Below are 24,207 nucleotides of genomic sequence, written 5' to 3' on the forward strand. Positions count from 1 at the left end.
GTGACGGTCTGCGCCGGTCCCGTGGCCGGCGCACCGACCAAGCCAACCCTGATTGAAGCGAGAGCCACGATGCCGACCGTGCAACTGAACGATATCCGCCTGAATTACCGTCTCGATGGCCGCGAGGATGCCCCGGTGCTGGTGCTGTCCAACTCGCTGGGCACCGACCTGCACATGTGGGACGCACAGGTCCCCGCGTTGGCCGAGCACTTTCGCGTGCTGCGCTACGACACCCGCGGCCACGGCGGCTCGGGCGTCACGCCGGGGCCCTACAGCATCGAACAGCTCGGCCGCGACGTGCTGGGGCTGCTCGATGCACTGGGTATCGAGACATTTGCCTTCTGCGGCTTGTCCATGGGCGGGCTGATCGGCCAGTGGCTGGGTATCCATGCCGGTGAGCGTCTGCAGCGCCTGGTGATCTGCAACACCGCGGCGAAGATCGGCGAGGCGGAGGGCTGGAATCAGCGCATCGAGAGCGTCCTGGCTGGCGGTGCGCAGGCGATGGCGGCGATGCGCGACGCGGCCATGGGCCGCTGGTTCACCGACGCCTTCCGCGAACGCGCCGCGGCAGAGGCCTCGCGCATCGCCGACATGGTTGCCAGCACCTCGCCGGAGGGCTATGCCGCCAACTGCGCCGCGGTGCGCGATGCCGATTTCCGTGGCCAGCTCGGTGCCATCGCCCGACCGACGCTGATCGTTTGCGGCGAAAGGGATGCGGTGACCACCCCGGAGGACGGGCGCTTCATGCAGGCACGCATCGCCGGCGCGCAGCTGGTCGTGTTCGAGGCCGCACATCTGTCCAACGTCGAAGCCGCCGAGCGCTTTACGGCGCAGATCCTGGGCTTTCTGCGCGGCTGACGGAACGGTCCGGTACCGCTGCTTCGTAATAGTTTGTAATCCGATGCTGTTCGACTATCGACCAAATTCGGCTGCAGGCAGTCGCCAGCAGGCCCCGCGCGGTGTCTACTAACCAGGCAATCAGCGTGCTCCGGAGCGCCGCAGGGAAGCTCCGGAACCATTACAAAAATAATCAGGTGCCACCGATGGACAGTCTGCTGAAACTGAAGAGCAGGATTTTCGATCATGCCGACCCGCATGCGGTTTCCGACTACGTGAACGAGCATGTCGGCCCGCATTGCATTCGCCTCAGTGCCAAGACGCGGCCGGAAGCGAGCCTGAGCCATCGCAAGTTCGGCCGCATCGACCTGTGCCAGATCAGCTATGGCGGGCGCGTGCAGGTCACCTCGCCGGCGCTGGAAAACCTCTATCACCTGCAGGTGCTGCAGCGCTGCCACTGCCTCTGGCGCGGCGGGCGCGGGCAGGAGCACGTGTTCACCCCCGGCGAGCTACTGCTGATCAACCCCGATGACGTGGTCGACCTGACCTACTCGGACGACTGCGAGAAGCTGATCGTCAAGCTGCCCGCCGCGTTTCTCGAGCAGGCCTGCCTGGAGAACCGCTGGAAGGCTCCGCGCGAAGGCATCCGTTTCGCCGAGAGCCGCTACCGCCTGGAGCAGATCGACGGCTTCGACAGCCTGCTCGGGCTGGTCTGCCATGAGGCCGAAAGCGCCAGCAGCGTCGGTCTGGTGCAGGAGCAGTACAGCCGCATCATCGCCAGCAAGCTGCTCTGCCTGTTGACCAACAACGTCAGCCGCGAAGGCCTGGAAAGCTGCCCGACCTTCGGTCGCCTGGTCGACTACATCGAAGAACACATCAAACAGGACATCACCGTCGAGCAACTGGCGGAGCTGGCGCACATGAGCCCGCGCTCGCTCTATGTGCTGTTCGAGCGCAAGGCCGGCACCACGCCGAAGTCGTTCATCCGCCAGCGCAAGCTCGAGCGCGTGCGCTGCTCGCTGAGCGACCCGGAGGGCGGCGTGCGCAACGTCACCGAGGTCGCCATGGACTACGGCTTCCTGCACCTGGGGCGCTTCTCCGAAAGCTACCGCAACGCCTTTGGCGAGCTCCCTTCGGACACCTTGCGTCGCACGCACTGACGTATCCGTTCTCCGCTGCGTCCCCCCTGGCCGGCCACCGATGGTGCGCCGGCTTTTTTTTGCGTTGCGCTCTTTCTGCGGGCTGACCGCCCATCACGGCTGCTGTCATCGGTCTGCAAGAAACGGATGAGGGTCCTGCAGAAAGCGGATATTGGCCGCCGCACCGGCTCCCTAACCTTGGCCCCGTAGGCAACAAGAACAATGGAGCCCGGCCATGACCCTCGGATTCGACTATCTCCAGTCCTTGCTGGAAGAAGACAAGGAAAAGGGCATCTACCGCAACAAGCGCGAGATGTTCACCAACCCGCAACTGTTCGAGCTGGAGCTGAAGTACATCTTCGAAGGCAACTGGGTATTCCTCGCCCACGAAAGCCAGATCCCGGAGAAGAACGACTACTTCACTACCAACATGGGCCGCCAGCCCATCATCATCGCGCGCAACAAGGAGGGTGAGCTCAACGCGTTCATCAACGCCTGCAGCCACAAGGGCGCGGTGCTGTGCCGCTTCAAGAGCGGCAACAAGTCCAGCTACACCTGTCCGTTCCACGGCTGGACCTTCAACAACTCCGGCAAGCTGCTCAAGGTCAAGGACCCGAAGGAGGCCGGCTACCCGTCGAGCTTCAACTGCGACGGTTCCCACGACCTGAAAAAGGTCGCGCGCTTTCAGTCCTACCGCGGCTTCCTGTTCGGCAGCCTGAACCCCGACGTGCAGCCGCTCGAAGACTTCCTCGGCGAGGCGCGGAAGATCATCGACATGGTGGTCGACCAGTCACCGGATGGCCTGGAAGTGCTGCGCGGCTCGTCCAGCTATGTCTACGAGGGCAACTGGAAGCTGACCGCCGAGAACGGCGCCGACGGCTACCACGTCACCGCCGTGCACTGGAACTACGCGGCTACCCAGCAGCAGCGCAAGCTCAAGGAAGCCGGCGACGACATCCGTGCCATGAGCGCCGGCGGCTGGGGCAAGAAGGGCGGCGGCTTCTATTCCTTCGAGAACGGCCACCTGCTGCTCTGGACCCGCTGGGACAACCCCGAGGATCGCCCGCTGTTCAACCAGCGCGAGCGCCTGGTCGCCGAATTCGGCGAGGCGCGTGCCGACTGGATGATCGGCCACTCGCGCAACCTCTGCCTGTACCCGAACCTGTACCTGATGGACCAGTTCGGCTCGCAGCTGCGCATCGCCCGGCCGATCTCGGTCGACCGGACCGAAGCCACCATCTACTGCATCGCCCCCAAGGGTGAAAGTGCCGAGGCGCGTGCCCGGCGCATCCGCCAGTACGAGGACTTCTTCAACGTCAGCGGGATGGCCACGCCGGACGACCTGGAAGAATTCCGCGCCTGCCAGGCCGGCTACCAGGGCCGTGCCATGGAGTGGAACGACATGTCGCGCGGCGCCGAACACTGGATCGAAGGCCCGGATGAAGCCGCCGTGCAGATCGACCTCAAGCCGGCGCTCAGCGGCGTGCGCACCGAGACGAAGGCCTGTTCGTACGCCAGCACGAGTACTGGCAGCAGCAGATGGTCAAGGCGCTGGAGCGCGAAGCCGATCAGCTGATTCATGTGGAGGGCGCGTAAATGACCGTCTCCTACGAAGCCGCGCGCGATTTCCTCTACCGCGAGGCGCGCTACCTCGACGACAAGGACTGGGACAGCTGGCTGGAGCAGTACGCACCGGATGCGACCTTCTGGATGCCGGCCTGGGACGATCGCGACCGCCTGACCGAAAACCCGCAGACCGAGATCTCGCTGATCTGGTACGGCAACCGCGGCGGCCTGGAAGACCGGGTGTTCCGCATCCGCACCGAGCGCTCCAGCGCGACCATCCCGGACACGCGGACCTCGCACAACATCAGCAACATCGAGCTGGTGGAGCAGGGCGAGGGCTACTGCAAGGTGCGCTTCAACTGGCACACCCTGAGCTTCCGCTACAAGACGGTCGACCAGTTCTACGGCACCAGCTTCTACACGCTCGACACGCGCGCCGAGAACCTGCTGATCAAGGCCAAGAAGGTCGTGCTGAAGAACGACTACGTGCGCCAGATCATCGACGTCTACCACATCTGAACCACGACCCAGGCGCTGGCCCGGGCCGTGAGGCCCGCCCCCGCCTGGTCCCCGGCCCGTGCAAGCGAGGTGCAGCATGACGCATACCATCGCGTTGAACTTGCCCCGTTTCATCGACATCAACCCCGGCGAGACGGTGGCCGACGCCTCCTATCGCCAGGGCATCAACATCCCGCTGGACTGCCGTGACGGTGCCTGCGGCGCGTGCAAGTGCCAGGCCGAGTCCGGCCTCTACGACCTCGGCGAGGAGTTCATCGAGGACGCGCTGAGTGACGACGAAGTCGCCCAAGGCTACGTGCTGACCTGTCAGATGCGCGTGGAGAGCGACTGCGTGGTCCGCGTGCCGGCGTCCTCGGCGGTGTGCAAGGCGCCGCAGGGCAGCTATGAGGCGGCGATCAGCGAGGTGCGCCAGCTTTCGGAAAGCACCATCGCGCTGTCGATCCGCGGCGAATCGCTGAGCCGGCTGGCCTTTCTGCCCGGCCAGTACGTCAATCTCAAGGTGCCTGGCACCGAGCAGACCCGCGCCTATTCCTTCAGCTCGCTGCAGAAGGGCGGGCAGGTGAGCTTTCTGATCCGCAACGTGCCCGGCGGGCTGATGAGCTCCTTCCTCAGCAGCTTGGCCAAGGCCGGCGACAGCCTCGAACTGAACGGGCCGCTGGGCAGCTTCTACCTGCGCGAGATCAGGCGCCCGCTGCTGCTGCTGGCCGGCGGCACCGGCCTGGCGCCGTTCACCGCCATGCTCGAAAAGATCGCCGACGAAGGCAGCGAGCACCCGGTGCACCTGGTCTACGGTGTGACCCACGACCACGACCTGGTGGAGATGGAGCGCCTGGCCGACTTCGCCGCGCGTATCCCCAACTTCACCTTCAGCGCCTGCGTGGCCAGCCCGGACAGCGCCTACCCGCAGAAGGGCTACGTCACCCAGCACATCGAGCCGACGCACCTCAACGATGGCGAAGTCGACATCTACCTCTGCGGGCCGCCGCCGATGGTCGAGGCGGTCAGCCAGTTCATCCGCGAGCAGGGCATCGAGCCGGCCAATTTCTACTACGAGAAGTTCGCCGCCAGCGCATAAGGGCATGAACTGCACGGACTGGCAGGCGCGGGCTTGCCCGCGAAAAAGGGATCGGCACCGGTGCTTGGATCACCGCACCGAAAAACTTCGCGAGCAGCCTCGCTCCCACAGGGGCTTGTGCATCGCTTCGAGCATCGAGGGAAGGTAGATGAACACACGTTTCCACAACAAGGTTGCCGTGGTCACCGGTGCCGCCCAGGGCATCGGCCGGCGGGTCGCCGAGCGGCTGCTGGCCGAAGGCGCGAAGGTCGTCGCGGTGGACCGCTCCGAGCTGATCCACGAGCTGGCCGGGCCCGATGCGGTGCTCTGTCTGACCGCCGATCTGGAGCAGTACGGCGACTGCCAGCGGGTCATGCGTGCCGCGGTCGAGCGCTTCGGTCGGCTCGACATTCTGATCAACAACGTCGGCGGCACCATCTGGGCCAAGCCGTTCGAGCACTACCGCGAGCAGGAGATCGAGGCCGAAGTGCGGCGCTCGCTGTTTCCCACCCTGTGGTGCTGCAACGCCGCGCTGCCGCAGATGCTCGAGCAGGGCAGCGGTGCCATCGTCAACGTTTCCTCCATCGCCACGCGCAGCGTCAACCGCGTGCCCTACGGCGCGGCCAAGGGCGGCGTCAACGCGCTGACCGCCTGCCTGGCGTTCGAGACCGCGCAGCGCGGTGTGCGGGTCAACGCCACGGCGCCGGGCGGCACCGAGGCGCCGCCGCGGCGCATCCCGCGCAACGCCGCCGAGCAGAGCGAACAGGAGAAGGGCTGGTACCAGCAGATCGTCGACCAGACGATCGACAGCAGCCTGATGAAGCGCTACGGCACGCTCGACGAGCAGGTCGGCGCGATCCTCTTTCTCGCCTCGGACGAGGCCTCCTACATCACCGGCGTAACCCTGCCGGTAGGCGGCGGGGACCTCGGCTGAGGCCGGCTCCGCCCGCAGACGATTCAGAACAACAACAAAAGAGAGTCAAGCCATGCGTACGATCGAGACAAACCAGATCATCGACAACGCGCGCTTCAGCCGCTTTCACTGGATGGTGATGGCGCTGTGCGCACTGCTACTGATCTTCGACGGTTACGACCTGTTCATCTACGGCGTGGTCCTGCCGGTGCTGATGCAGGAGTGGGGGCTGACGCCGATGCAGGCCGGCGCGCTGGGCAGCTATGCGCTGTTCGGCATGATGTTCGGCGCGCTGGGCTTCGGCACCCTGGCCGACCGCATCGGCCGCAAGAAGGGCATCGCCATCTGCTTCGCGCTGTTCAGCTCGGCGACCATTCTCAACGGCTTCGCCAGCAGCCCGACCGAATTCGGCATTTTCCGCTTCATCGCCGGGCTCGGCTGCGGTGGGCTTATGCCCAACGCCGTGGCGCTGATGAACGAGTACGCGCCCAAGCGCCTGCGCAGCACGCTGGTGGCGGTGATGTTCAGCGGCTATTCGATCGGCGGCATGCTCTCGGCGGGCGTCGGCATCTACATGCTGCCGCGCTTCGGCTGGGAATTGATGTTCTTCGCCGCCGCGGTGCCGCTGCTGCTGTTGCCGGTGATCCTCTATTACCTGCCCGAGTCGGTCGGCTTTCTGGTGCGCCAGGGGCGCCAGGCCGAAGCGCGCGAGCTGCTCAAGCGGGTCGACCCGACGGCCGGACTGCCGGCCGATGCCGCACTGGAAGTCGCCGACGTCAAGGGCGCCAGCGTCTCGGTGCTGGCCCTGTTCAAGGAAGGCCGCACGGTGCGCACGCTGTCGATCTGGGTGGCGTTCTTCTGCTGCCTGCTGATGGTCTACGCACTCAGCTCCTGGCTGCCCAAGCTCATGGCCGGCGCCGGCTACAGCCTGGGTTCGAGTCTCTCGTTCCTGCTCGCACTGAACTTCGGCGGCATGGCCGGGGCGATCGTCGGTGGCTGGCTGGGCGATCGCTTCAACCTGGTCAAGGTGATGATCGGCTTCTTCGTCGCGGCGGCCGTGTCGATCAGCCTGCTCGGTTTCAAGAGCCCGACGCCGCTGCTCTATGGGCTGATCTTCATCGCCGGCGCCACCACCATCGGCACGCAGATCCTGCTCTACGCCTGCGCGGCGCAGTTCTACGGCCTGTCGATCCGCTCCACGGGGCTGGGTTGGGCCTCCGGTATCGGCCGCAACGGCGCCATCGTCGGCCCGCTGCTGGGCGGTGCGCTGATGGCCGTGAACCTGCCGCTGCAATTGAACTTCATGGCCTTCGCCATCCCCGGTGCGATCGCGGCGCTGGCGATGACGGTGTTCGCCCTGAGCCGCCCGCGGCAAGCGGTGACGGGCGCGGCGCTGGCCGGCGCCAAGGCCTGATTCGACCTTTCTCAACGGATACGGACATGCACGACATCCAGATCGAAAGCATCCAGGCGGTCATCGTCGACCTGCCGACCATCCGCCCGCACAAGCTGGCCATGCACACCATGCAGCAGCAGACGCTGGTGGTGATCCGCCTGCGCTGCTCCGACGGCATCGAAGGCCTCGGCGAGTCCACCACCATCGGTGGGCTCGCCTACGGCAACGAAAGCCCGGAGAGCATCAAGCAGAACATCGACAGCCACCTGGCGCCGCTGCTGGTCGGCCAGGACGCCACCAACGTCAACGCCGCGATGCTGCGTCTGGACAAGGCGGCCAAGGGCAACACCTTCGCCAAGTCCGGCCTGGAAAGCGCGCTGCTCGATGCCCAGGGCAAGCGCCTCGGGCTGCCGGTCAGCGAGCTGCTCGGCGGGCGTGTGCGCGACGGGCTGGAGGTTGCCTGGACGCTGGCTTCCGGCGATACCGCCCGCGATATCGCCGAAGCCGAACAGATGCTCGATCTGCGTCGTCATCGGCTGTTCAAGCTGAAGATCGGTGCCAACGAGGTGGCCCATGACCTCAAGCACGTGGTCGCCATCAAGCGAGCCCTCGGCGAGCGCGCCAGCGTGCGTGTCGACGTCAACCAGGGCTGGGACGAGTCCCAGGCGATCCGCGCCTGCCAGGTGCTCGGCGATAACGGCATCGACCTGATCGAGCAGCCGATTTCGCGTATCAACCGTGCCGGCCAGGTGCGCCTGAACCAGCGCAGCCCGGCGCCGATCATGGCCGACGAATCCATCGAGAGCGTCGAGGATGCCTTCAGCCTGGCGGCCGACGGCGCGGCCAGCGTGTTCGCCCTGAAGATCGCCAAGAACGGCGGGCCGCGGGCCATGCTGCGAACCGCGCAGATCGCCGAGGCCGCCGGCATCGCGCTCTACGGCGGGACCATGCTCGAGGGCGCGATCGGCACCCTGGCGTCGGCGCACGCCTTCATCACCCTGCGCCAGCTGACCTGGGGCACCGAACTGTTCGGCCCGCTGCTGCTGACCGAAGAGATCGTCACCGAGCCGCCGGTCTACCGCGACTTCCAGCTGCAGGTCCCGCGTACGCCGGGCCTGGGCCTGACCCTTGACGAAGAGCGCCTCAAGCGCTTCGCCCGCTCGTGATTCCGAGGAGGACCTTGCGATGTTGTTCCACGTAAAGATGACCGTAAAGCTGCCGCACGACATGCCTGCCGAGCGTGCCGCGCAGCTCAAGGCCGACGAGAAGGAACTGGCCCAGCGCCTGATGCGCGAGGGCACCTGGCGCCACCTGTGGCGCATCGCCGGCCAGTACGCCAACTACAGCGTGTTCGACGTCCAGAGCGTCGAGGCGCTGCATGACACCCTCATGCAGCTGCCGCTGTTCCCCTACATGGACATCGAGGTGACCGGCCTGTGTCGCCACCCTTCGTCCATTCATGCCGATGACTGCTGATCACCGCGCCCCGCACCTCACAAGAACAATTCGAGGAAACGAAAATGACCGTGAAAATCTCCCAGACCGCGCAAGTTCAGGACTTCTTCAAGGAGGTCAGCGGCTACAACAACGACAGCGGTGATTCCCGCGTCAAGCAGCTGATGCTGCGCATCGTCAATGACGTGGCGAGGATCATCGAGGACCTCGAAGTGACCCAGGACGAGTTCTGGCTGGCGGTGGACTACCTCAACCGCCTGGGTGGTCGCCACGAAGCCGGCCTGCTGGTTGCCGGCCTCGGCCTGGAGCACTTCCTCGACCTGCTGCAGGACGCCAAGGACGAGCAGATCGGCCTGACCGGCGGCACCCCGCGCACCATCGAAGGCCCGCTCTACGTGGCCGGCGCGCCGATCTGCCAGGGCGAGGCGCGGATGGACGACGGCAGCGAGTTGGACGAAGCCACCGTTATGTTCCTCCAGGGCCGCGTGCTGGACGCCGAGGGCAACCCGGTCGCCGGCGCCACCGTCGACCTGTGGCATGCCAATACCAAGGGCAACTACTCGTACTTCGACAAGAGCCAGTCCGACTTCAACCTGCGTCGGCGCATCGTCACCGACGCCGACGGCCGCTACCGCGCGCGCAGCATCGTGCCCTGCGGCTACGGGTGCGACCCGCAAGGCCCGACCCAGGAATGCCTCGACCTGCTCGGCCGGCATGGCCAGCGCCCGGCGCATATCCACTTCTTCGTTTCCGCCCCCGGCTATCGCCTGCTGACCACGCAGATCAACCTGGCTGGCGACCAGTACCTGTGGGATGACTTCGCCTACGCCACCCGCGACGGCCTGGTCGGCGACATTCGCTTCATCGACGACGCCGAGCAGGCGCAGGCGCGCGGCGTCGCGGGGCGCTTCGCCGAGCTGGACTTCGACTTCCAGCTGCAGGCCGCGCCGAGCCCGACCGCGGAACAGCGCAGCAAGCGCCCGCGTGCACTGCAGGAGGCCTGAGCGAACCCGGCCGACGGCTTGCCCGCCGGCCGCAACGCCCACATGAGGTGGGCGAGGCCGGACGACAGCCTCTGTCGCCGGCCCCGTTGAAAAACAAGAGCGGCCCGAAGAGGCACGCCCGAATTCCTTGCGAGGCGGTATGAAAGCGTTGCTCAGAGATTTCTCACTCTCGGCCGCGGTCGCCGGCTTCATCGCGACCGTGATTTCCTATGCCGGACCCCTGGTGATCATCTTCCAGGTTGCGCATGCCGCGGACCTTGCCGACACCGTGCTGTCGTCATGGATCTGGACGATCTCCATCGGCAGCGGCGTGCTCGGCATCCTGCTCAGCCTGCGCTACCGCGCGCCCATCGTCATCGCCTGGTCGGCGCCGGGCTCGGCCCTGCTGATCGGCCTGCTGCCGGAGATCAGCCTCGGCCAGGCCGTCGGCGCCTACCTGGCCACGGCGCTGGTGATCCTGCTGGTCGGGCTGTCCGGTACGTTCGACCGCATCATCCGCCATATCCCGGCGGCGATCGCCGCCGCAATGATGGCCGGCATCCTGTTTCGCTTCGGCACCGGGCTGTTCGCCTCGTTGGAATCGGCGCCGCTGCTGGTGCTGGCGATGTTCAGTGCGTACCTGCTTGGCAAGCGCATGATGCCGCGCTACGCGGTGTTCGCCGTGCTGGCGGTGGGTTTGGCGGTTGCGCTGGGCACCGGTGAGCTGCGCCCCGATGCCGTGGTGCTGGGGCTGGCGACGCCGCAGTGGATTGCGCCGCAGTTCGACTGGCAGGTGATGCTCAACGTCGCCTTCCCGCTGATCATGGTGGCGCTGACCGGACAGTTCGTGCCCGGTATGGCGGTGCTGCGCAGCGCCGGCTACGCGACGCCGGCGAGCCCGCTGATCAGCGGCAGCGGGCTCGGCTCGCTGCTGCTGGCGCCCTTCGGCTGTCACGGGCTGACCCTGGCGGCGATCACCGCGGCGATCTGCACCGGCCGCGACGCCCACGAGGACCCGTCTCGGCGCTACGTCGCCGGCGTGGTGGGTGGCGTGGTGTACCTGATCTTCGGCGTGTTCGGCGCGACCGTGGTGTCGCTGTTCGCCGCCTTTCCGCAGGCATTGATTGCCGCGCTGGCCGGGCTGGCCCTGCTGGGGGCCATTGGCAGCGCGCTCAGCGGCGCGATGTCGGTCCCGGCCGATCGCGAGGCCGCGCTGGTGACCTTTCTGGTCACCGCCTCGGGCATGAGTTTTCTCGGTCTCTCGGCGGCCTTCTGGGGCCTGATCTTCGGTCTCGTCACGCACCTGCTGCTGAGCTGGCGCAGTCCAGGCCTGGCGCAGGCGTCGCCGGCCAGCCCGTGCAAGGAACCGGGCCGCGCCGCGTCCCGCTGACCGACTCGCTGACCACCTGATCGCCACTGTGCTCCCGCCTCGGGAGCGCACGGCGGCCTGCACCTGAAAACAACAACAAAAGAGAGCGATTCCATGACTGACAAAGCGATGTTTTCCCGCCTTGCCCTGGCCATCAGCCTCGGCGCCGCCGGCGTCCAGACGGCGCAGGCAGCCGAGGAGGGCCTGCTCGCGGGCGCCAGCGCCACGCTGCAGGCGCGCAACTATTACTTCAGCCGGGACTTCTCCGACATCGTCGGCCCGTCGACCCAGTCGAAGGCGGAGGAGTGGGCCCAGGGCTTCGTCCTCAACCTGCAATCGGGCTACACACCAGGGCCGGTGGGCTTCGGGATCGATGCCATCGGCCTGTTGGGCATCAAGCTCGATTCCAGCCCCGACCGTGCCGGCAGCGGGCTGCTGCCGGGCGGCTATGGCGATCCTGCGCCCGACGACTACAGCCGGTTGGGTGTGGCGGCAAAGCTGCGCGTCTCCAACACCGTGCTCAAGGTCGGCGAACTGCAGCCGAACCTGCCGGTGCTGACGCTCACCGACAACCGTCTGCTGCCCAACACCTACCAGGGCGCCTCGCTGGTTTCCAACGAGATCGAGGGGCTGACCCTGCAGGGCGGGCAGCTGCGCTCGACAAGCCTGCGCAACGAGGCCGGCGATGGCGAGATGGCCACCATCATCGGCTATCGGCCGAACTTCAGCGCCACGTCCGACCGCTTCAACTATGCCGGTACCGACTACGCCTTCAATGCCAAGCGCACCAGCGTCGGGCTCTGGTACGCGCAGCTCGAGGACATCTACAACCAGCGCCACGTCAGCTTCAAGCACAGCCAGCCGCTGGGCGACTGGACCCTGGCTGCCAATCTCGGCTACTACGACTCGACCGAAGATGGCGACCAGCTGATCGGCCGCCTCGACAACCAGGCGTTCTACTCGCTGTTCTCGGCCAGGCGCGGTGGGCATACGTTCTATCTGGGCTATCAGGCCATGTATGGCGACGATGGCTTCCCGCGGCTGTTCGTCACCGTCAGCCCGCTGGGCAACGAGGTGCCGACCTATGAGTTCGCCTCGCCCGACGAGCGTTCCTGGCAGCTGCGGTATGACTACGATTTCGCCGCCATGGGCGTGCCGGGCCTGGTGGCCGGGGTGCGTTATCTCAAGGGCGACAACGTGGATACCGGCAGCGCGCGCGAGGGCGAGGACTGGGAGCGCGACCTGGACGTCGGCTACGTGGTACAGAGCGGCGCCCTCAGGGGGCTCGGTGTGCGCGTGCGCAACGTCACTGCGCGTTCGAACTACCGCACCGACATCGACGAGAACCGGCTGATCCTGACCTACACCTGGACGCTGTTCTGAGTCGCCAGCCCGGCGAAACGAAAAAACCCCGCCAGGTTGGCGGGGTTTTTTGTGCCCGGTGGGCCGAGCTTAGCGGGACAGGTTGTAGTCCGCCGCGGCACCGGTACCGACGATGCTGGCCGACGGCAGCAGTCCGCTGATGAAGCGATTCCAGCGGGTGATGTTGGCCGGGCCTACGAAGACGATGTCCTGCGGCTGCAGCGGGAAGTGCTTGGCCAGCGCGAAGGCGGTCGGCGAAGCGGCAGCGAGCTGGAACACCTTGGCCTTTTCGGTGGCGATGTTCTCGGCGCCGCGGATCACGTAGATGGCATCGCCATCGGCAGTGTCCTGGCGAACGCCGCCGGCCGAGCCGAGCGCATCCATCAGGTTCAGGCTGGTGGCCTTGAAGGTCATGGCCCGCGGCAGGGTCACTTCGCCGAGTACGTAGACTTTCTTCTGATCGTTGTACGGCAGGTGCAGCTGGTCGCCGTCCTTCAGGTAGACCTGGTTCAGCCAGGAGTCGGCGCGGTTCAGCGAGTCGACGTTGAGCATGTACTCGCGGCCGTCACGCTTGAGCACCAGCCCGGTGAGGTCGGCGGTATCGGTATCGACGCCGGCCTGGCCGATGGCCTGGACGATGGTCATCGGCGCGGTGGTCAGCGGGACTTCGCCGGCGGTGTTGAACGCACCGGAGACGACCACGCGCTGACTGCCGAAGCGCAGGATGCTGACATCCACCTGCGGGCTGTCGATGTAGTTGGTCAGACGCTGGGCGATGTTGCGGCGCAGCTCCTCGATGGTCTTGCCGGCGGCCTGCACGTTGCCGATGTAGGGGTAGAACAGGGTGCCGTCCGGGCGCACCAGGCGGCCGTTGGCGTCGATCTGCTGCTGCGGGCCGGACGGTGCGGTCAGCTCGGGGTGATCCCACACTGTGATGTAGAGCAGATCATTGGCGCCGATCCGGTAGTCGCTGGGCTTGTAGCTCAGCAGCTCCTGCTTGCTGGAAGTGCCGCGATCGGAGGCCAGGTCGCCCTTGAGCAGGTCCGGCGTGATGCGGATCAGCTCGACGGTGCCGTCTTCGGTCACGCCGCCGTTGTCGAAGTCATCCGGATCCAGGTACTGGCCGGGAGCGAAGGCGCAACCCTGCAATGCCAGGGCGGAGGTCAGTGCGATAGCAAATAGTGGTTTCATGGGATTCATCCTTGACGGAGTTATTGAAGCTCACGGTGTGAGGCGGCGTTTTCGAGGTGATGCAAGGCGATTTGCGGGGCGAGGCTCCCGCATCGGTCGAAGCTGAGCGTCATCGGTTCACACTCATCAGCGACCCACAGTGGGTAGTCAAAGTTGTCTCTCCTTCTGACCCTGGCCGGACTTCAGCACCGGCACCGTTGTTGTTCTGCCCATCCCTGCAGGGCTTGTGGCGAGAGCGGCACGCTGCAGGTAATGGCCTGGCGATGTCTTTTTGCCAGTGCTCGATCTGCAGTACCGATAGACCGTCTCGCTCAAGGCTGGTTCAACGCCGTTCCCCAGTGCTTGCATCGAATTTTTCGCTGTTTCGCTACACGTCCTGATTCAGAGCGCGCGCGCCCTGCGGCCGAGCCGATTTTTCCCGGCGATAGGCCGGCACGATGAACATCGCGTCGTGCAGATAGCGGCCTACCAGCCGGCGCGGCTCGGACAGCATGCGGTGCAGCCATTCCAGCCGGCAGTTCTGCATCCAGCGCGGCGCACGTTTGACGGTGCCGGTGGCGAAGGAAATGGAAGCGCCGATGCAGAAACCCATGCCGGTGCGCTCGTGGCTTTCTATGGAGCTGGCAAGGATTTCCTGCCGCGGCGCGCCGACCGCATAGAACACCAGCTCCGAGGGATGCTCGCGGACGAAGCGCAGGCACCGCTCGACTTCCTGCGGGTCGTTGATGAAGCCCATCGGCGGGTTGTGGTGATGCAGCGTGATGCGCGGGTAGAGCGCCCGCAGCCGTGCGCATTCGGCCTCGGTCGCACCGATCAGTACCACGCTTAAGCTGTCGCGATCGGCCCAGCGCAGCAGGTCGATGGTCAGGTCGCTGCCAGGAATGACTTCTTCGACCGGCACGCCCAGACGGTGCAGCAGCGGTATCAGGATGCGGCTGTCGCACAGGCGCAGGCGTGCCTTGGCGTAGGCGTTGCGCAACGAAGGGTTGTTCTGCAGCTGCGCCAGGTGATCGACGTTGGGCGTGACCACGAAGGAATAGGGCTGCTTCACGCCCTCGCGTATGGTCGCGAGCAAGGCGGCCTTGCTGCCGGTATAGAAGTCCACACCGAATGCATGGTTCGTTTTACTCGACACTCATCGTTACTCCCTTGAAGGCGCCCTTGATGCCGGACCAGGCCAGGGCCGGGTGGTTGTACTCCTTGATCAGCGTGATCGCCGACAGGAAACACGCCGAAGCCAGCGCGAACGGCGCGCCGTAGAAGCGCTTGTTGAATCGCGTGGCGGCGCGGTTGCGGTAGTAGTGGTAGAACGCCGAGCGGCCGCCGGAACTCAGCGAGCCGTAGTGGTAGAGCCGGCTCTGCGGCACCACCTTGATCGTCACGCCGAGCTTGCGGGCCTGGAACTGCCAGTCGACTTCCTCGGAATACATGAAGTAGTCCTCGTCCATCAGACCGATGCGCTCGAGCAGGCGGGCGGAGAACGCCAGGCTGCAGCCCATCAGGTAGTCGGGTTGCTCCTGTTGCTGGGCCATGGACTCCAGCGTCTGCCCCTTGCCGAGCAGCTTGGCCTTGCCCAGCAGCGGATAGAGCTTGCCGCCGCCGTAGCATTCCAAGTGGCCGTCGTCGGCACTGAGGATCACCGAGCCGACGAATTGCCGGTCGTTGCGCTTGAGCTCCTCGAGCAGCGGAGAAAAGGCGTCTTCGTCGACATAGGTGTCGTTGTTGACGATCCAGTAATGCTCGACCGGCAGGTTGGCCTGGGCCCAGCGGATGCCGTAGTTGTTGCCACCGGCATAGCCGTTGTTTTCCGGGTTGGCGAGCACGGTGACGTTATGCGCCGCCTGCTCCTGCTGCCAGGTCTGGAAGGCGACCAGCGAGCCATCCTGCGAGTCGTTGTCGATCACGATGATGTGGTCGATCACCCGACAATGCGTGCGCAGGCTCTCGATGCAGCTGATGGTTTCAGTAGCTGCCTTGTAGTTGAGAATAAGTGCGACGTTCATAGAGTCTTTCCTGGCTGCGAAGGTGACGGGCTCTCAGGGAGTGGATGACGAACAGCATGGCGATGACCGGCTGGCCGTACTCCATCAGGCCGTTGAGCGGCCAGATCACGAAGTAGGCGAGCATCACCGCGTAGATGAAGCTCAGGTCGCGGTCGATGTTCTTGGCGATGCGCTGGTAGACCAGCAGCGTCAGCGGAATGATCAGAAAGGTGAGGAAGCCGAAGCGGAACAGGGTGCCGACGATGCCCACGTCGGAGAGGAAGAAGTGCTCGCCGAAGTAGGGGATGAAGCCGTCGCGCCACATCAGCGAAAGCGAACCGCTCGGCAGCCAGTTGACCAGGTCCAGGTGGCGCATGATGGCGGCAATGGTGATGGGCCGGGCGCCGTCCTCCACGTTGGTCACCGACTGGCTGTAGAAGTCGACGTTCAGGCCCAGCACCTCCAGCAGGCTCGGGTAGAAGTACAGCGGCGACAGCAGTACGCACAGCGAGGCGGCCCAGACGATGGCCTTGGCGCGCAGGCAGAACAGGGTGAAGGCCAGGCAGAGGACGATCAGCTGGCGGGTCTGGGTGGCGAATACCAGGGTCAGCAGCAGAAGCGCGGCGAGGATCAGATACAGCGTGCGGCTGCGCTTGGCACCGTTGATCGGCGACGCCGCCTTGTGCCACAGCTGGATGCAGTAGAAATAGCCGAAGCAGATCAGGAACGGGCCGATGGACGAGCGGTCCGGGCGGTCGTCGGAGCGGACTTCGGCGCGCATGTCCGGGATCACACCGAACTTGAAGCACCAGGAGAGAAACGCGGCGAACAGTGCCGCGTAGATCAGCGCACGTTCGAACTGCAGCGTACTGACCCGCTTGGACAGGAACAGCAGCGGCGCGAAGCCCAGGCAGAACAGCACCCGGCGCTCCTCGATCAGCCCGTAGACGATCGGCTGGCCGTAGGTGAAGTAGGCGAACACGGCCGGCAGCAGCTGGAACACCACGACCGTGTACAGGCAGTAGTACATCAGGATGCGCAGTTCGCGCGAGGCTTCCTCCGACTGCGCCAGGATCAGCAGAAAGGCGAACACCATGCAGATCGCCAGAAAGGCTTCGTTGATGCCTTTGAGGCCGTAGGGATTGTGCGGACTTTCGCCGAACACCGAAAAGTGCAGCACGATCGCCAGAAACAGCAGCGGAAAGAAAAGGAAGCGTGAACTGAAAGTCGTCATCAACCTGAATCCTTAGGTTTGGGTTCCTTGTTCGCCGGCTGGATCACGCAGTTTCCAGCGCGCGGCGCTTGATCTTCTTGCGGCGCACCAACAGGCCGGTAAAGGCCTTGAAACTCTGATACAGACCGATCTCCCGCATCCCCTTGCCGAGCTCGAAGCCCTTGTAGCTCGGGGTTTTCAACATCAGCAGCTTCATCGCCCAGAGGCGTGGCAGGATCGTCGTGCGCCGGTAGTACTGGAACGGCTGGATCGCGAAGATGCTGCCCGTGTCGAAGGCCTCGGCTTTGACAACACCATCGGCCTCGGCGTTGCGAAAAAGTTCGCGACCGTTCGGCGTACGGACCAGAATCAAGGAATTGCCTTCGCGTTCTTCGAACGACGGGTAGCCCTTTTCATCGCCTTCCCAGCCGTCGGCACAGACGATGTCGGCGAACTCGCCGATGCCGTCCGGGCAGATCTTGCAGCGCGTCTGCAGATGGCGGTTGAGCACCTTTCCCCAGGAGTCGTTGTAGGTCATGGTGCGTGCTTCGCCGTTCTTCAGCGTGGCCTTGGTCAGGCCCGGCCAGCCGTCGCCGCGATAGCGGAACGCGGTGACGTCCTCGCGCTTGGCGTCGAGTTTTTCCAGCACCTGCTCGGTGCCATGCAGGCTCGGCGTACCGGCGCACATGAAGGACACGACGTAGGGGATGTTCTCTTTCAGCCGCGGGTTGTGCGCCTGCATCTGGCGAACCGCGGCGACGTCGCAGGGCTTGCCGACGAACAGGTACTTCTCCGTGGACATCGCCACCCAGCGCAGCGCTTCGGCAGGCGAGGCGGGCGCATAGCGCGAGCCGGAGGAGGCGATGACGTTCTGCCGCGAGCGGCTGATGATCGCCACGTTTTCCAGCGGGTCCTGCTGTGAGGCCTGGATCTGGATGACGCCGTCGACCAGCTTGCGGTCCAGGCAGTACTGCGCCAGCGCCGAGATCACGCCCCCGGACGAGCCGGCCTGGCGGATCTCGTCGTCGGCCGCGTAGCCCTTGAGGGTGTCGAGGATCTCGCCCCAGATCGGGTGGTAGTTCTTCGACTTGTACGGCCGGATGTCCAGGTTCAACGCCGGGCATGACTTGGCAAAGGCACCGGTGGTTGGCGCATCGGCGATTTCCTTGTCCCGATACGCCGGGTTGAGCGCCGGACGGTGGTAGCCGTCGGCGTTCAGGCGCATGCGCAGGGCGTCGTCGGACGCCACCGAGCTGCACATGCCGCAGCCACTGCACAGGTCGTTTTTCAGGACACGATCGAGTAGCGCTTTCATAGCAGCCTTCCCTTGAGCTGCGGGCCACGGTCGGCGGCCCGGTGTTTGACGATGCCGGTCATGCGGCTGCCCGCCGCTTGCGGTAGATGTTCTGCACCGCATAACCGTAAATGAGCGTCAGGACGACCATGCCGAGGGTGGAGACCCAGGGCGCCGCCTGTATGCCGTGACGGGGGATGAAGACCCAGTAACAGGTCACTGTGACAACGCCGGAGAAAATGATTCCAAACGTGCGCAAAAAACCTGTCCCCATGGCCATCAGCTGCACCCCCAGGCCGGCTGCGACGAAGCGCGCCGCGGTGAAGCAGGCGAAGGCCAGCCAAAGCGTGTGGAGTTCGGCGTAGCCGGCGCCGAGGAAGTAATCGGTGAAGAGCGGCCCGACCAGGTAGAAGCCCAGCGCCAGTGCCAGGCCCAGCCCGACGTATTCGGCGAGGATGCGTGCGCCGTAGCGGCGCAGGCCCGGGCTGTCGTGATGCAGCAGATGGGCGAAGCGCGGGATGTGCACGCTGGCCAGCAGTACGCTGAACGGCACCGCGCCCTGTACCAGACGCGACCCGGCGAAGTAGATGCCCGCGGCCTCGCGCCCGGCGAGGTGGTTGACGAGGATCACGTCGAGCTGAGCGAAGATGTTCGTCGCGCCGCTGTCCACGGCGAAGCTCGTCGAGGTGCGGAAGCGTTCGGCCAGCGTGCGGCGCGAAGTCTGCAGCATGCCGCCCAGCGCCACGATCTTCGACAGCGCGCGCAATGCGCCGGCGGCGTAGATCAGGCGCGACGCCAGGAAGGCCATACCGATGGCGATGACCTCGTTGCGCAAGAGGATGGCCAGGCCGATGAAGACGAAGTGCAACAGGGCGGTCACCACGACGATGCGGGTTTCGCGCTGGAACTGGCCGATGCTGCGGAACACCGTCAGCGCGAGGTCGCCGTAGGACGAGGCCAGCGTGCCGAGCAGGAACAGCACGGCCGCGATGCGCTCGGCGCTGGTCAGCTCGAGCACGAAGAGGATCACCGGCAGCAGGATCAGGCAGGCCGGCAGCACCAGCACGCTCTTGGCGGCAAGGCTGGCCGACATGATCTCGCCGGCACGCTCGCGCTCGGCGCCGATGTCGCGCAGCGCGCGCATGCCGAAGCCGTAGTCGGTCACCAGGGCGACGATGGTCGACCAGGTGATGACGATGGAAATGAAACCGAAGTCCGAGGGGCCGAGCGTCCTTGCCAGGATCAGTAGCGTGCCCAGCTGCACGGCGGTACGGGCCGCCGTGGTGACTCCCATCAGGGCATGATCGCGCATGGTTATCTCTGGTAGACCGCCTGGCTCTGGTGCAGCGACAGCAGGATGCGCTCGAGCGCATCACTGTAGGCATCCAGCTTGCGGCGGATGATCGCGCCGCTGGCGGCGACCTCGGCCTTGAGCTGTTCGCGCTCGTCCAGGTGCGCCAGCACGGCGGTCAGCGCGCTTTCGGTCGTCTCGGTTTTCAGGTCCACCACGCGGTGGTAGTCGAGCGACTGGTAGAGCCCGGCGAACTTGCGGCTGTAGGCCAGCGGCACGACCGGCACGCCTGCGGAGAACGCACCGATGGTCGCGTGCATGCGCGCGCCGATGAAGAAATCCAGCCCACTGATGTAACTCTTCGCCTCGATCGGGCCGCGGAAGCGTGGGGCCAGCTTGAGCGCCGGGTAGCGCTTCTGCAGCGCCTGCGACACGCTGAAATCGTCCTCGGCCGGGAAGCCGAGCGGAATCACGTGAGGCACCAGGTGGACCTCATGCCCGCGCTCGAACAGCGTCTGGATCAGCTCGTCGGTCAGCGCCTTGTAGTCGGCGCGCAGGCCGAACTGGTTGGCGGTGCCTTCGTAGCCGCCGTGGTGCAGCAGCGCCGAGACGCTGATGCCCACCGCCAGGCGGGCCGGATCGCGCGCCTCGGTCTGCCGCTCGAAGGGCAGGTGGAAGGCGACGTCGATCACCTCGTCGCGGTTGGGCACGCCGAGCTGTTCGAGCACGGCAAAGGACTGGTGGTCGCGGGCGAAGACCATGCTGCTTTTTTTCATCACCCAGGCTGCCGCGCGCGTGCCCCAGTCCGATTTGAACGGGCCGATGGTCTGTGGCGAGAGGATCAGCGGCACGCGGGCACCGAGCGCCATGCCCTTGCTGACCAGGAGCTTGATCAGGCGCTTGACGCCGTAGATGTCCGAGAAGCTGTCGCCCTCGCCAATGTCGAAAATCGCGTCGCAGGAGGCGATCGCCTTGTACAGACCGTGCGGGTTCTTCAGCAGCGTCTTCTCGTTGAACTCGATGAACTCGTACTTGAAGCGCTCGCTCGACGGCGGGTAATCGCAGGGGCCGGACGAGCCGATGATCAGGAATTCCGCGTTGATCCCGCAGCGGCGGGCCGCCTCGTCGATCAGCAGCATGTTGGAAATGCTCAGCGCGCCGACGCCGAGGTTGCCGGAAGAGAACGAGTGCCAAAGCAGTCCGAATTTCATCGTGTGGGTACTCCAGGATCAGTCAGCGCTTGGCGCGGGAGAGGGGCCGAAGGCGGCGCAGTCGTTGGCAAGGTGCTTCTGCAGGATCGCCATCTGCGGGCGGTCCTGCCCGTCGCGCGGTTCGATCGCGAGCCGGTACTGGCCCCAGCCCGGACCACCGGCCCAGTAGGCGCTCGGGATGCAGTTGTCATTGAGGTAGGCGAGCAGGTTGTCCATGGCCACGCTCGCTTCGGGCAGGTCGTCCGGGATGCCGTATTCGCCGAGAAAGCCCTTCTGGCCGTGCTTCTGCAGCCACTCGACGAAGGGGCGGGCGCGTTCGACCCCGAGCATCGGGTCGATGTTGCGGCTCTTGCCTGGCAGGTACTTGCCGGAGAAGTCCTCGTCGAAGTACAGGTGCGCTTCGTAGACGATGCGCTCGGCCGGGTCCTTGACCAGGAAGTTGGCGTTGACCAGCGGCCAGTGATAGGCGCTCGACCAGCGCTCGCCCTCGACGAAGATCAGCGTTTGCTGATCGACTTCGCGGATGGCATCGACCGCCGCCTGCGCCGCGCCCGGCCAGAGCCCGACCGTGCCGTGCGGCTCGTTCATGATGTCGTAGCCGAGCAGCGCCGGGTGCCCGCCGAAGCGCTTGGCCAGTTTTTGCCAGACCTCGGCATAGGCCGCGTAGGGCACGTCGCTGGAGCCGATCAGGTGGCCCTGATAGCGCCCGTAGTTGTGCATGTCGAGGATGACTTTCTGCCCATGCTGCATGGCGAAGTCGAGGGTCCGTTTGAGCAGCCGGAGCTGTTCGCCGTCCAGGTCTTCGCCAAGGTTGTGCTGCACGCGCTCCCAGATGAACGGGAAGCGGATCAGGCGGATACCCTTGTCGGCGTAGTACTTGAAGTGGCGCTTCTCGGGGTAGAAGTAGTTCGTGCCGTGCTTGCCCGGGACCACATGCGGGGCGAAGCCGGCGCCGGACAGGTTCACGCCGATCAGGTCGATACCGGCACTGCCGCCTTCGTCGCGCGCGGCCGCCCAGGGCGCCGAACCGGCCAGTGCCGCCGCCAGTACCAGGCGCGTCACCTGTCGGAGAGTTGTGCGAGGAATCATCGAACTGCCTGCCTTCGGGCAATAGCCTTCCGCTGAGACTGCTGACTCAGGAAAGGCGACTGGAAAACTGCGAGCCGTGGCTCGCGTTGCGGGGCGATACGGCGGGCAGCCGCATCGCCCGGAGCATCACTTGCTCACGTACTCGTACTGGTAGTAACCGTACTCGCCGTAGGTGGATGCCTTGCGGACCACGGCGTTGAAGATCACGCCCTTGACCAGCAGGCCGTTCTGCTCGAGGCGGCGCTTGGCGGCTTCGATTTCCTTGACGCCGTTCATGCCGTAGCGGGTGACCATCAGCGTGGTGCCGGCCTGGCTGCCGACCAGCGCCGCATCGGTAACGGCCAGGATCGGCGGGGTGTCGAAGATCACCAGGTCGTACATGGTCCCGACTTCCTTGACGAAACGGGAGAAGTTCTCGTGCATCAGCAGTTCCGACGGGTTCGGCGGCAGCTGGCCGTGGGTGATCACGTGCAGGTTGTTCAGCTGGGTCTTCTGGATCGCGTCGAACAGGGTGATGCGGCCGGACAGGATGTCGGACAGACCCTTGTTGCCGTCGCAGCGCATGACCTTGTGCAGATAGCCCTTGCGCATGTCGGCGTCGACCAGCAGCACGCGCTTGCCGGACTGGGCGATCACCGCCGCGAGGTTGGTGGTGACGAACGACTTGCCGACCGCCGGGCTCGGGCCGGTAATCATCAGCACGTTGTTCTTCGCCTCGATCATGGCGAAGTGCAGGCTGGTGCGCAGGCTGCGCATCGCTTCGGTGGCCAGATCCGCCGGGTCGTTCACCGTCAGCAGGTAGGAAGCCGTGCTCTTGTCGCGCTTGAAGTTCGCCAGGCGCTTCTCGATGGCCGACTGCTTGTCGCTGAACGGAATCGCCGCGTAGACCGGGGTGCCGGTGCGCTCGATGTCTTCGGGGTTTTCCACGCCGCGCTTGAGCGCTTCGCGGACATAGACGAAGGCAGTGGCGAGGATCAGGCCGAGCAGCGTCGCCACGATAACCACCAGCGGCTTGTTCGGCTTGACCGGGTTTTCCAGGTCCGCGGCAGCGTGGTCGATGATGCGCACGTTGCCCACGGTGCCGGCACGGATGATGTCCAGCTCCTGGGTCTTGTTCAGCAGCATCGAGTAGGTTTCCGAGGAAACTTCCACGTCACGCGTCAGGCGCAGCAGCTCCTGCTGGGTGGAGGGCAGCGTACCGATCTGCTTCTCCAGTTCGGCCTTCTGCGCCTGCAGCTGGCTGATCTGGTTCATCAGCGCCTGGAAGTTCGGGTGCTGGCGGGTGAAGCGGCGCTCCATCTCGGTGCGCTTGAGGTTCTGCTCGGAGATCTGCTTTTCCAGGTCGACGATGCGATCGAGCACCGACTGCGTCTCGGCGGTGATGTCGACGGTGCCCGAACCGGTCTGGTACTTGTTCAGCGCCGTCTGGGCCGATTCGAGCTTCTTGCGTACGGCCGGAACCTGCTCGGCGAGGAACTCCAGGCTCTGCGTGGCTTCGGCGGCGTTGCGTGCGACGTTCTGCTGGACGTAGCGACTGGCCACTTCTTCGAGCACGCGTACCGCCTGCTCGGGGTTGGTGTCCTCGAGGGTGACGTTGACGATGCCCGACTGCTTGCCATGCTCGCCGGCGGACAGGCGGTTCTGGTAGTCCTCGGTGGTGTTGTAGGTGCGGTTCTTGATCACCGTGAAGGTGGTGCCGGGGCGCGCCAGCAGCTCTTCTACGTTGATGCGGTAGTCCTCGGTCTCGACCGGTTCGCCAACCACGCCCTGGGCGACCACTTCGTCATCGGTATCGCGCAGGATGAAACCGTTGTTCTCCGCGGCCTCGAGGGTCAGCTCTTCGCCGTGCATCTTGTCCGGCACTTCGAGCAGCGTGATTTTCAGCTTCTCGCCGCCCCAGGCATAGGCGTCGAAGCCGGCCGGGTACCAGCCCAGCTCGTTCTCTTCGGTCGGCTCGAAGCGACGTGCCATGAAGCCGCCGATGATCGGGAAGTGGTGCGGCTTGATGATGATGTCCAGGTTCAGGTTCTCGACCGCGCCACCCACGACCGAGCGCGACTTGAGCAGGGCGATCTCGGTCTGTGCCGGAGATACCGGCGGGTTGGTGTTGACCACATCGGTCAGGCTGGGCAGGCCGGTCTTCGGTTCGATCTGGATCATGGCGCTGGCCAGGTATACCGGGGTTGCCAGCAGCGCATAGGCGATGCCCAGCGCGGCGAAGAAGCCGGTGATGCCAAGGATCAGCACGCGGTTGTTGATGAAGGTGTCAAAGAGGTGGGCAAGGTCAATGTCCTTTTCCTCTTTGGTCTCGTAGATCGGGCGAGGCATGGTGGTCATTGAAGT

Annotated in this window: 20 protein-coding genes and 1 pseudogene; 12 read left to right on the forward strand and 9 right to left on the reverse strand. The window is 65.3% G+C overall.

Annotation, left to right across the window (positions count from 1 at the left end):
- Window positions 1-69: 69 nt before the first annotated feature.
- The 12 genes and pseudogenes from pcaD to CL52_RS07345 all read left to right on the forward strand — a co-directional run bounded on the left by pcaD (window position 70) and on the right by CL52_RS07345 (window position 12,614).
- Window positions 70-858, forward strand: a complete 789-nt coding sequence (pcaD, locus tag CL52_RS07290; RefSeq protein ID WP_043219439.1) for a 3-oxoadipate enol-lactonase — start codon at window positions 70-72, stop codon at window positions 856-858.
- A 185-nt stretch (window positions 859-1,043) separates the two neighbouring features.
- A complete protein-coding gene (locus CL52_RS07295) occupies window positions 1,044-1,997 on the forward strand; it encodes a helix-turn-helix transcriptional regulator (protein WP_043219442.1) in 954 nt (317 codons plus the stop codon).
- Between the two features lie 214 nt (window positions 1,998-2,211).
- Window positions 2,212-3,572: pseudogene (benA, locus tag CL52_RS07300) on the forward strand (benzoate 1,2-dioxygenase large subunit).
- A complete protein-coding gene (gene benB / locus CL52_RS07305) occupies window positions 3,573-4,061 on the forward strand; it encodes a benzoate 1,2-dioxygenase small subunit (protein WP_043219444.1) in 489 nt (162 codons plus the stop codon).
- A 76-nt stretch (window positions 4,062-4,137) separates the two neighbouring features.
- Complete coding sequence (benC, locus tag CL52_RS07310; protein ID WP_043219448.1) at window positions 4,138-5,136, forward strand: benzoate 1,2-dioxygenase electron transfer component BenC; 999 nt, start codon at window positions 4,138-4,140, stop codon at window positions 5,134-5,136.
- A 148-nt stretch (window positions 5,137-5,284) separates the two neighbouring features.
- On the forward strand, window positions 5,285-6,049 hold the full coding sequence (locus CL52_RS07315) for a 1,6-dihydroxycyclohexa-2,4-diene-1-carboxylate dehydrogenase (RefSeq protein ID WP_043219451.1): 765 nt from the start codon (window positions 5,285-5,287) through the stop codon (window positions 6,047-6,049).
- A gap of 52 nt (window positions 6,050-6,101) precedes the next feature.
- Window positions 6,102-7,442, forward strand: coding sequence for an MFS transporter (locus tag CL52_RS07320; protein WP_043219454.1), 1,341 nt, complete (start codon window positions 6,102-6,104; stop codon window positions 7,440-7,442).
- A 26-nt stretch (window positions 7,443-7,468) separates the two neighbouring features.
- Window positions 7,469-8,590, forward strand: a complete 1,122-nt coding sequence (locus CL52_RS07325; RefSeq protein ID WP_043219457.1) for a muconate cycloisomerase family protein — start codon at window positions 7,469-7,471, stop codon at window positions 8,588-8,590.
- A gap of 19 nt (window positions 8,591-8,609) precedes the next feature.
- Window positions 8,610-8,900, forward strand: coding sequence for a muconolactone Delta-isomerase (gene catC / locus CL52_RS07330; protein WP_043219460.1), 291 nt, complete (start codon window positions 8,610-8,612; stop codon window positions 8,898-8,900).
- A 44-nt stretch (window positions 8,901-8,944) separates the two neighbouring features.
- Window positions 8,945-9,883: a catechol 1,2-dioxygenase gene (catA, locus tag CL52_RS07335; RefSeq protein ID WP_043219462.1), complete on the forward strand. Its 939-nt coding sequence runs from the start codon at window positions 8,945-8,947 to the stop codon at window positions 9,881-9,883.
- Between the two features lie 139 nt (window positions 9,884-10,022).
- Window positions 10,023-11,252: a benzoate/H(+) symporter BenE family transporter gene (locus tag CL52_RS07340; RefSeq protein WP_041106056.1), complete on the forward strand. Its 1,230-nt coding sequence runs from the start codon at window positions 10,023-10,025 to the stop codon at window positions 11,250-11,252.
- A 93-nt stretch (window positions 11,253-11,345) separates the two neighbouring features.
- Window positions 11,346-12,614, forward strand: coding sequence for an OprD family porin (locus CL52_RS07345; RefSeq protein WP_043219468.1), 1,269 nt, complete (start codon window positions 11,346-11,348; stop codon window positions 12,612-12,614).
- 69 nt (window positions 12,615-12,683) lie between these two features.
- Here the strand turns inward: CL52_RS07345 and CL52_RS07350 are convergent, their stop codons facing one another.
- From CL52_RS07350 to CL52_RS07390, 9 genes are all read right to left on the reverse strand, one after another.
- Complete coding sequence (locus tag CL52_RS07350) at window positions 12,684-13,784, reverse strand: polysaccharide biosynthesis/export family protein (RefSeq protein WP_043219470.1); 1,101 nt, start codon at window positions 13,782-13,784, stop codon at window positions 12,684-12,686.
- Between the two features lie 367 nt (window positions 13,785-14,151).
- Window positions 14,152-14,919, reverse strand: a complete 768-nt coding sequence (locus CL52_RS07355) for a WecB/TagA/CpsF family glycosyltransferase (RefSeq protein ID WP_043219473.1) — start codon at window positions 14,917-14,919, stop codon at window positions 14,152-14,154.
- A complete protein-coding gene (locus tag CL52_RS07360) occupies window positions 14,909-15,787 on the reverse strand; it encodes a glycosyltransferase family 2 protein (RefSeq protein WP_043219475.1) in 879 nt (292 codons plus the stop codon). Before CL52_RS07360 ends, CL52_RS07355 begins: the two co-directional genes overlap by 11 nt.
- On the reverse strand, window positions 15,747-17,000 hold the full coding sequence (locus tag CL52_RS07365) for a hypothetical protein (RefSeq protein WP_043219478.1): 1,254 nt from the start codon (window positions 16,998-17,000) through the stop codon (window positions 15,747-15,749). Before CL52_RS07365 ends, CL52_RS07360 begins: the two co-directional genes overlap by 41 nt.
- A 43-nt stretch (window positions 17,001-17,043) precedes the next feature.
- The gene (locus CL52_RS07370) at window positions 17,044-18,294 is read right to left on the reverse strand and encodes a Coenzyme F420 hydrogenase/dehydrogenase, beta subunit C-terminal domain (protein ID WP_043219481.1); all 1,251 of its coding nucleotides are present in this window, start codon (window positions 18,292-18,294) and stop codon (window positions 17,044-17,046) included.
- Between the two features lie 58 nt (window positions 18,295-18,352).
- Complete coding sequence (locus tag CL52_RS07375; RefSeq protein WP_043219485.1) at window positions 18,353-19,585, reverse strand: oligosaccharide flippase family protein; 1,233 nt, start codon at window positions 19,583-19,585, stop codon at window positions 18,353-18,355.
- Between the two features lie 2 nt (window positions 19,586-19,587).
- Complete coding sequence (locus tag CL52_RS07380) at window positions 19,588-20,775, reverse strand: polysaccharide pyruvyl transferase family protein (protein ID WP_043219487.1); 1,188 nt, start codon at window positions 20,773-20,775, stop codon at window positions 19,588-19,590.
- Between the two features lie 18 nt (window positions 20,776-20,793).
- Entirely contained in the window at window positions 20,794-21,864 is a 1,071-nt protein-coding gene (locus tag CL52_RS07385; protein ID WP_043219491.1) for a glycoside hydrolase family 5 protein, read from the reverse strand.
- Between the two features lie 126 nt (window positions 21,865-21,990).
- On the reverse strand, window positions 21,991-24,201 hold the full coding sequence (locus CL52_RS07390; protein ID WP_041106037.1) for a polysaccharide biosynthesis tyrosine autokinase: 2,211 nt from the start codon (window positions 24,199-24,201) through the stop codon (window positions 21,991-21,993).
- Window positions 24,202-24,207 lie beyond the last annotated feature (6 nt).

This window comes from Stutzerimonas balearica DSM 6083 (assembly GCF_000818015.1).
GTDB classification, from domain to species: domain Bacteria; phylum Pseudomonadota; class Gammaproteobacteria; order Pseudomonadales; family Pseudomonadaceae; genus Stutzerimonas; species Stutzerimonas balearica.

What these genes read in the sequence shown, in the direction of transcription:
- pcaD (WP_043219439.1), top strand. Translation starts at nt 70, where the DNA reads ATGCCGACCGTGCAACTGAACGATATCCGCCTGAATTACCGTCTCGAT.
- CL52_RS07295 (WP_043219442.1), top strand. Translation starts at nt 1,044, where the DNA reads ATGGACAGTCTGCTGAAACTGAAGAGCAGGATTTTCGATCATGCCGAC.
- benB (WP_043219444.1), top strand. Translation starts at nt 3,573, where the DNA reads ATGACCGTCTCCTACGAAGCCGCGCGCGATTTCCTCTACCGCGAGGCG.
- benC (WP_043219448.1), top strand. Translation starts at nt 4,138, where the DNA reads ATGACGCATACCATCGCGTTGAACTTGCCCCGTTTCATCGACATCAAC.
- CL52_RS07315 (WP_043219451.1), top strand. Translation starts at nt 5,285, where the DNA reads ATGAACACACGTTTCCACAACAAGGTTGCCGTGGTCACCGGTGCCGCC.
- CL52_RS07320 (WP_043219454.1), top strand. Translation starts at nt 6,102, where the DNA reads ATGCGTACGATCGAGACAAACCAGATCATCGACAACGCGCGCTTCAGC.
- CL52_RS07325 (WP_043219457.1), top strand. Translation starts at nt 7,469, where the DNA reads ATGCACGACATCCAGATCGAAAGCATCCAGGCGGTCATCGTCGACCTG.
- catC (WP_043219460.1), top strand. Translation starts at nt 8,610, where the DNA reads ATGTTGTTCCACGTAAAGATGACCGTAAAGCTGCCGCACGACATGCCT.
- catA (WP_043219462.1), top strand. Translation starts at nt 8,945, where the DNA reads ATGACCGTGAAAATCTCCCAGACCGCGCAAGTTCAGGACTTCTTCAAG.
- CL52_RS07340 (WP_041106056.1), top strand. Translation starts at nt 10,023, where the DNA reads ATGAAAGCGTTGCTCAGAGATTTCTCACTCTCGGCCGCGGTCGCCGGC.
- CL52_RS07345 (WP_043219468.1), top strand. Translation starts at nt 11,346, where the DNA reads ATGACTGACAAAGCGATGTTTTCCCGCCTTGCCCTGGCCATCAGCCTC.
- CL52_RS07350 (WP_043219470.1), bottom strand. Translation starts at nt 13,784, where the DNA reads ATGAAACCACTATTTGCTATCGCACTGACCTCCGCCCTGGCATTGCAG.
- CL52_RS07360 (WP_043219475.1), bottom strand. Translation starts at nt 15,787, where the DNA reads ATGAACGTCGCACTTATTCTCAACTACAAGGCAGCTACTGAAACCATC.
- CL52_RS07365 (WP_043219478.1), bottom strand. Translation starts at nt 17,000, where the DNA reads ATGACGACTTTCAGTTCACGCTTCCTTTTCTTTCCGCTGCTGTTTCTG.
- CL52_RS07370 (WP_043219481.1), bottom strand. Translation starts at nt 18,294, where the DNA reads ATGAAAGCGCTACTCGATCGTGTCCTGAAAAACGACCTGTGCAGTGGC.
- CL52_RS07375 (WP_043219485.1), bottom strand. Translation starts at nt 19,585, where the DNA reads ATGCGCGATCATGCCCTGATGGGAGTCACCACGGCGGCCCGTACCGCC.
- CL52_RS07380 (WP_043219487.1), bottom strand. Translation starts at nt 20,775, where the DNA reads ATGAAATTCGGACTGCTTTGGCACTCGTTCTCTTCCGGCAACCTCGGC.
- CL52_RS07385 (WP_043219491.1), bottom strand. Translation starts at nt 21,864, where the DNA reads ATGATTCCTCGCACAACTCTCCGACAGGTGACGCGCCTGGTACTGGCG.
- CL52_RS07390 (WP_041106037.1), bottom strand. Translation starts at nt 24,201, where the DNA reads ATGACCACCATGCCTCGCCCGATCTACGAGACCAAAGAGGAAAAGGAC.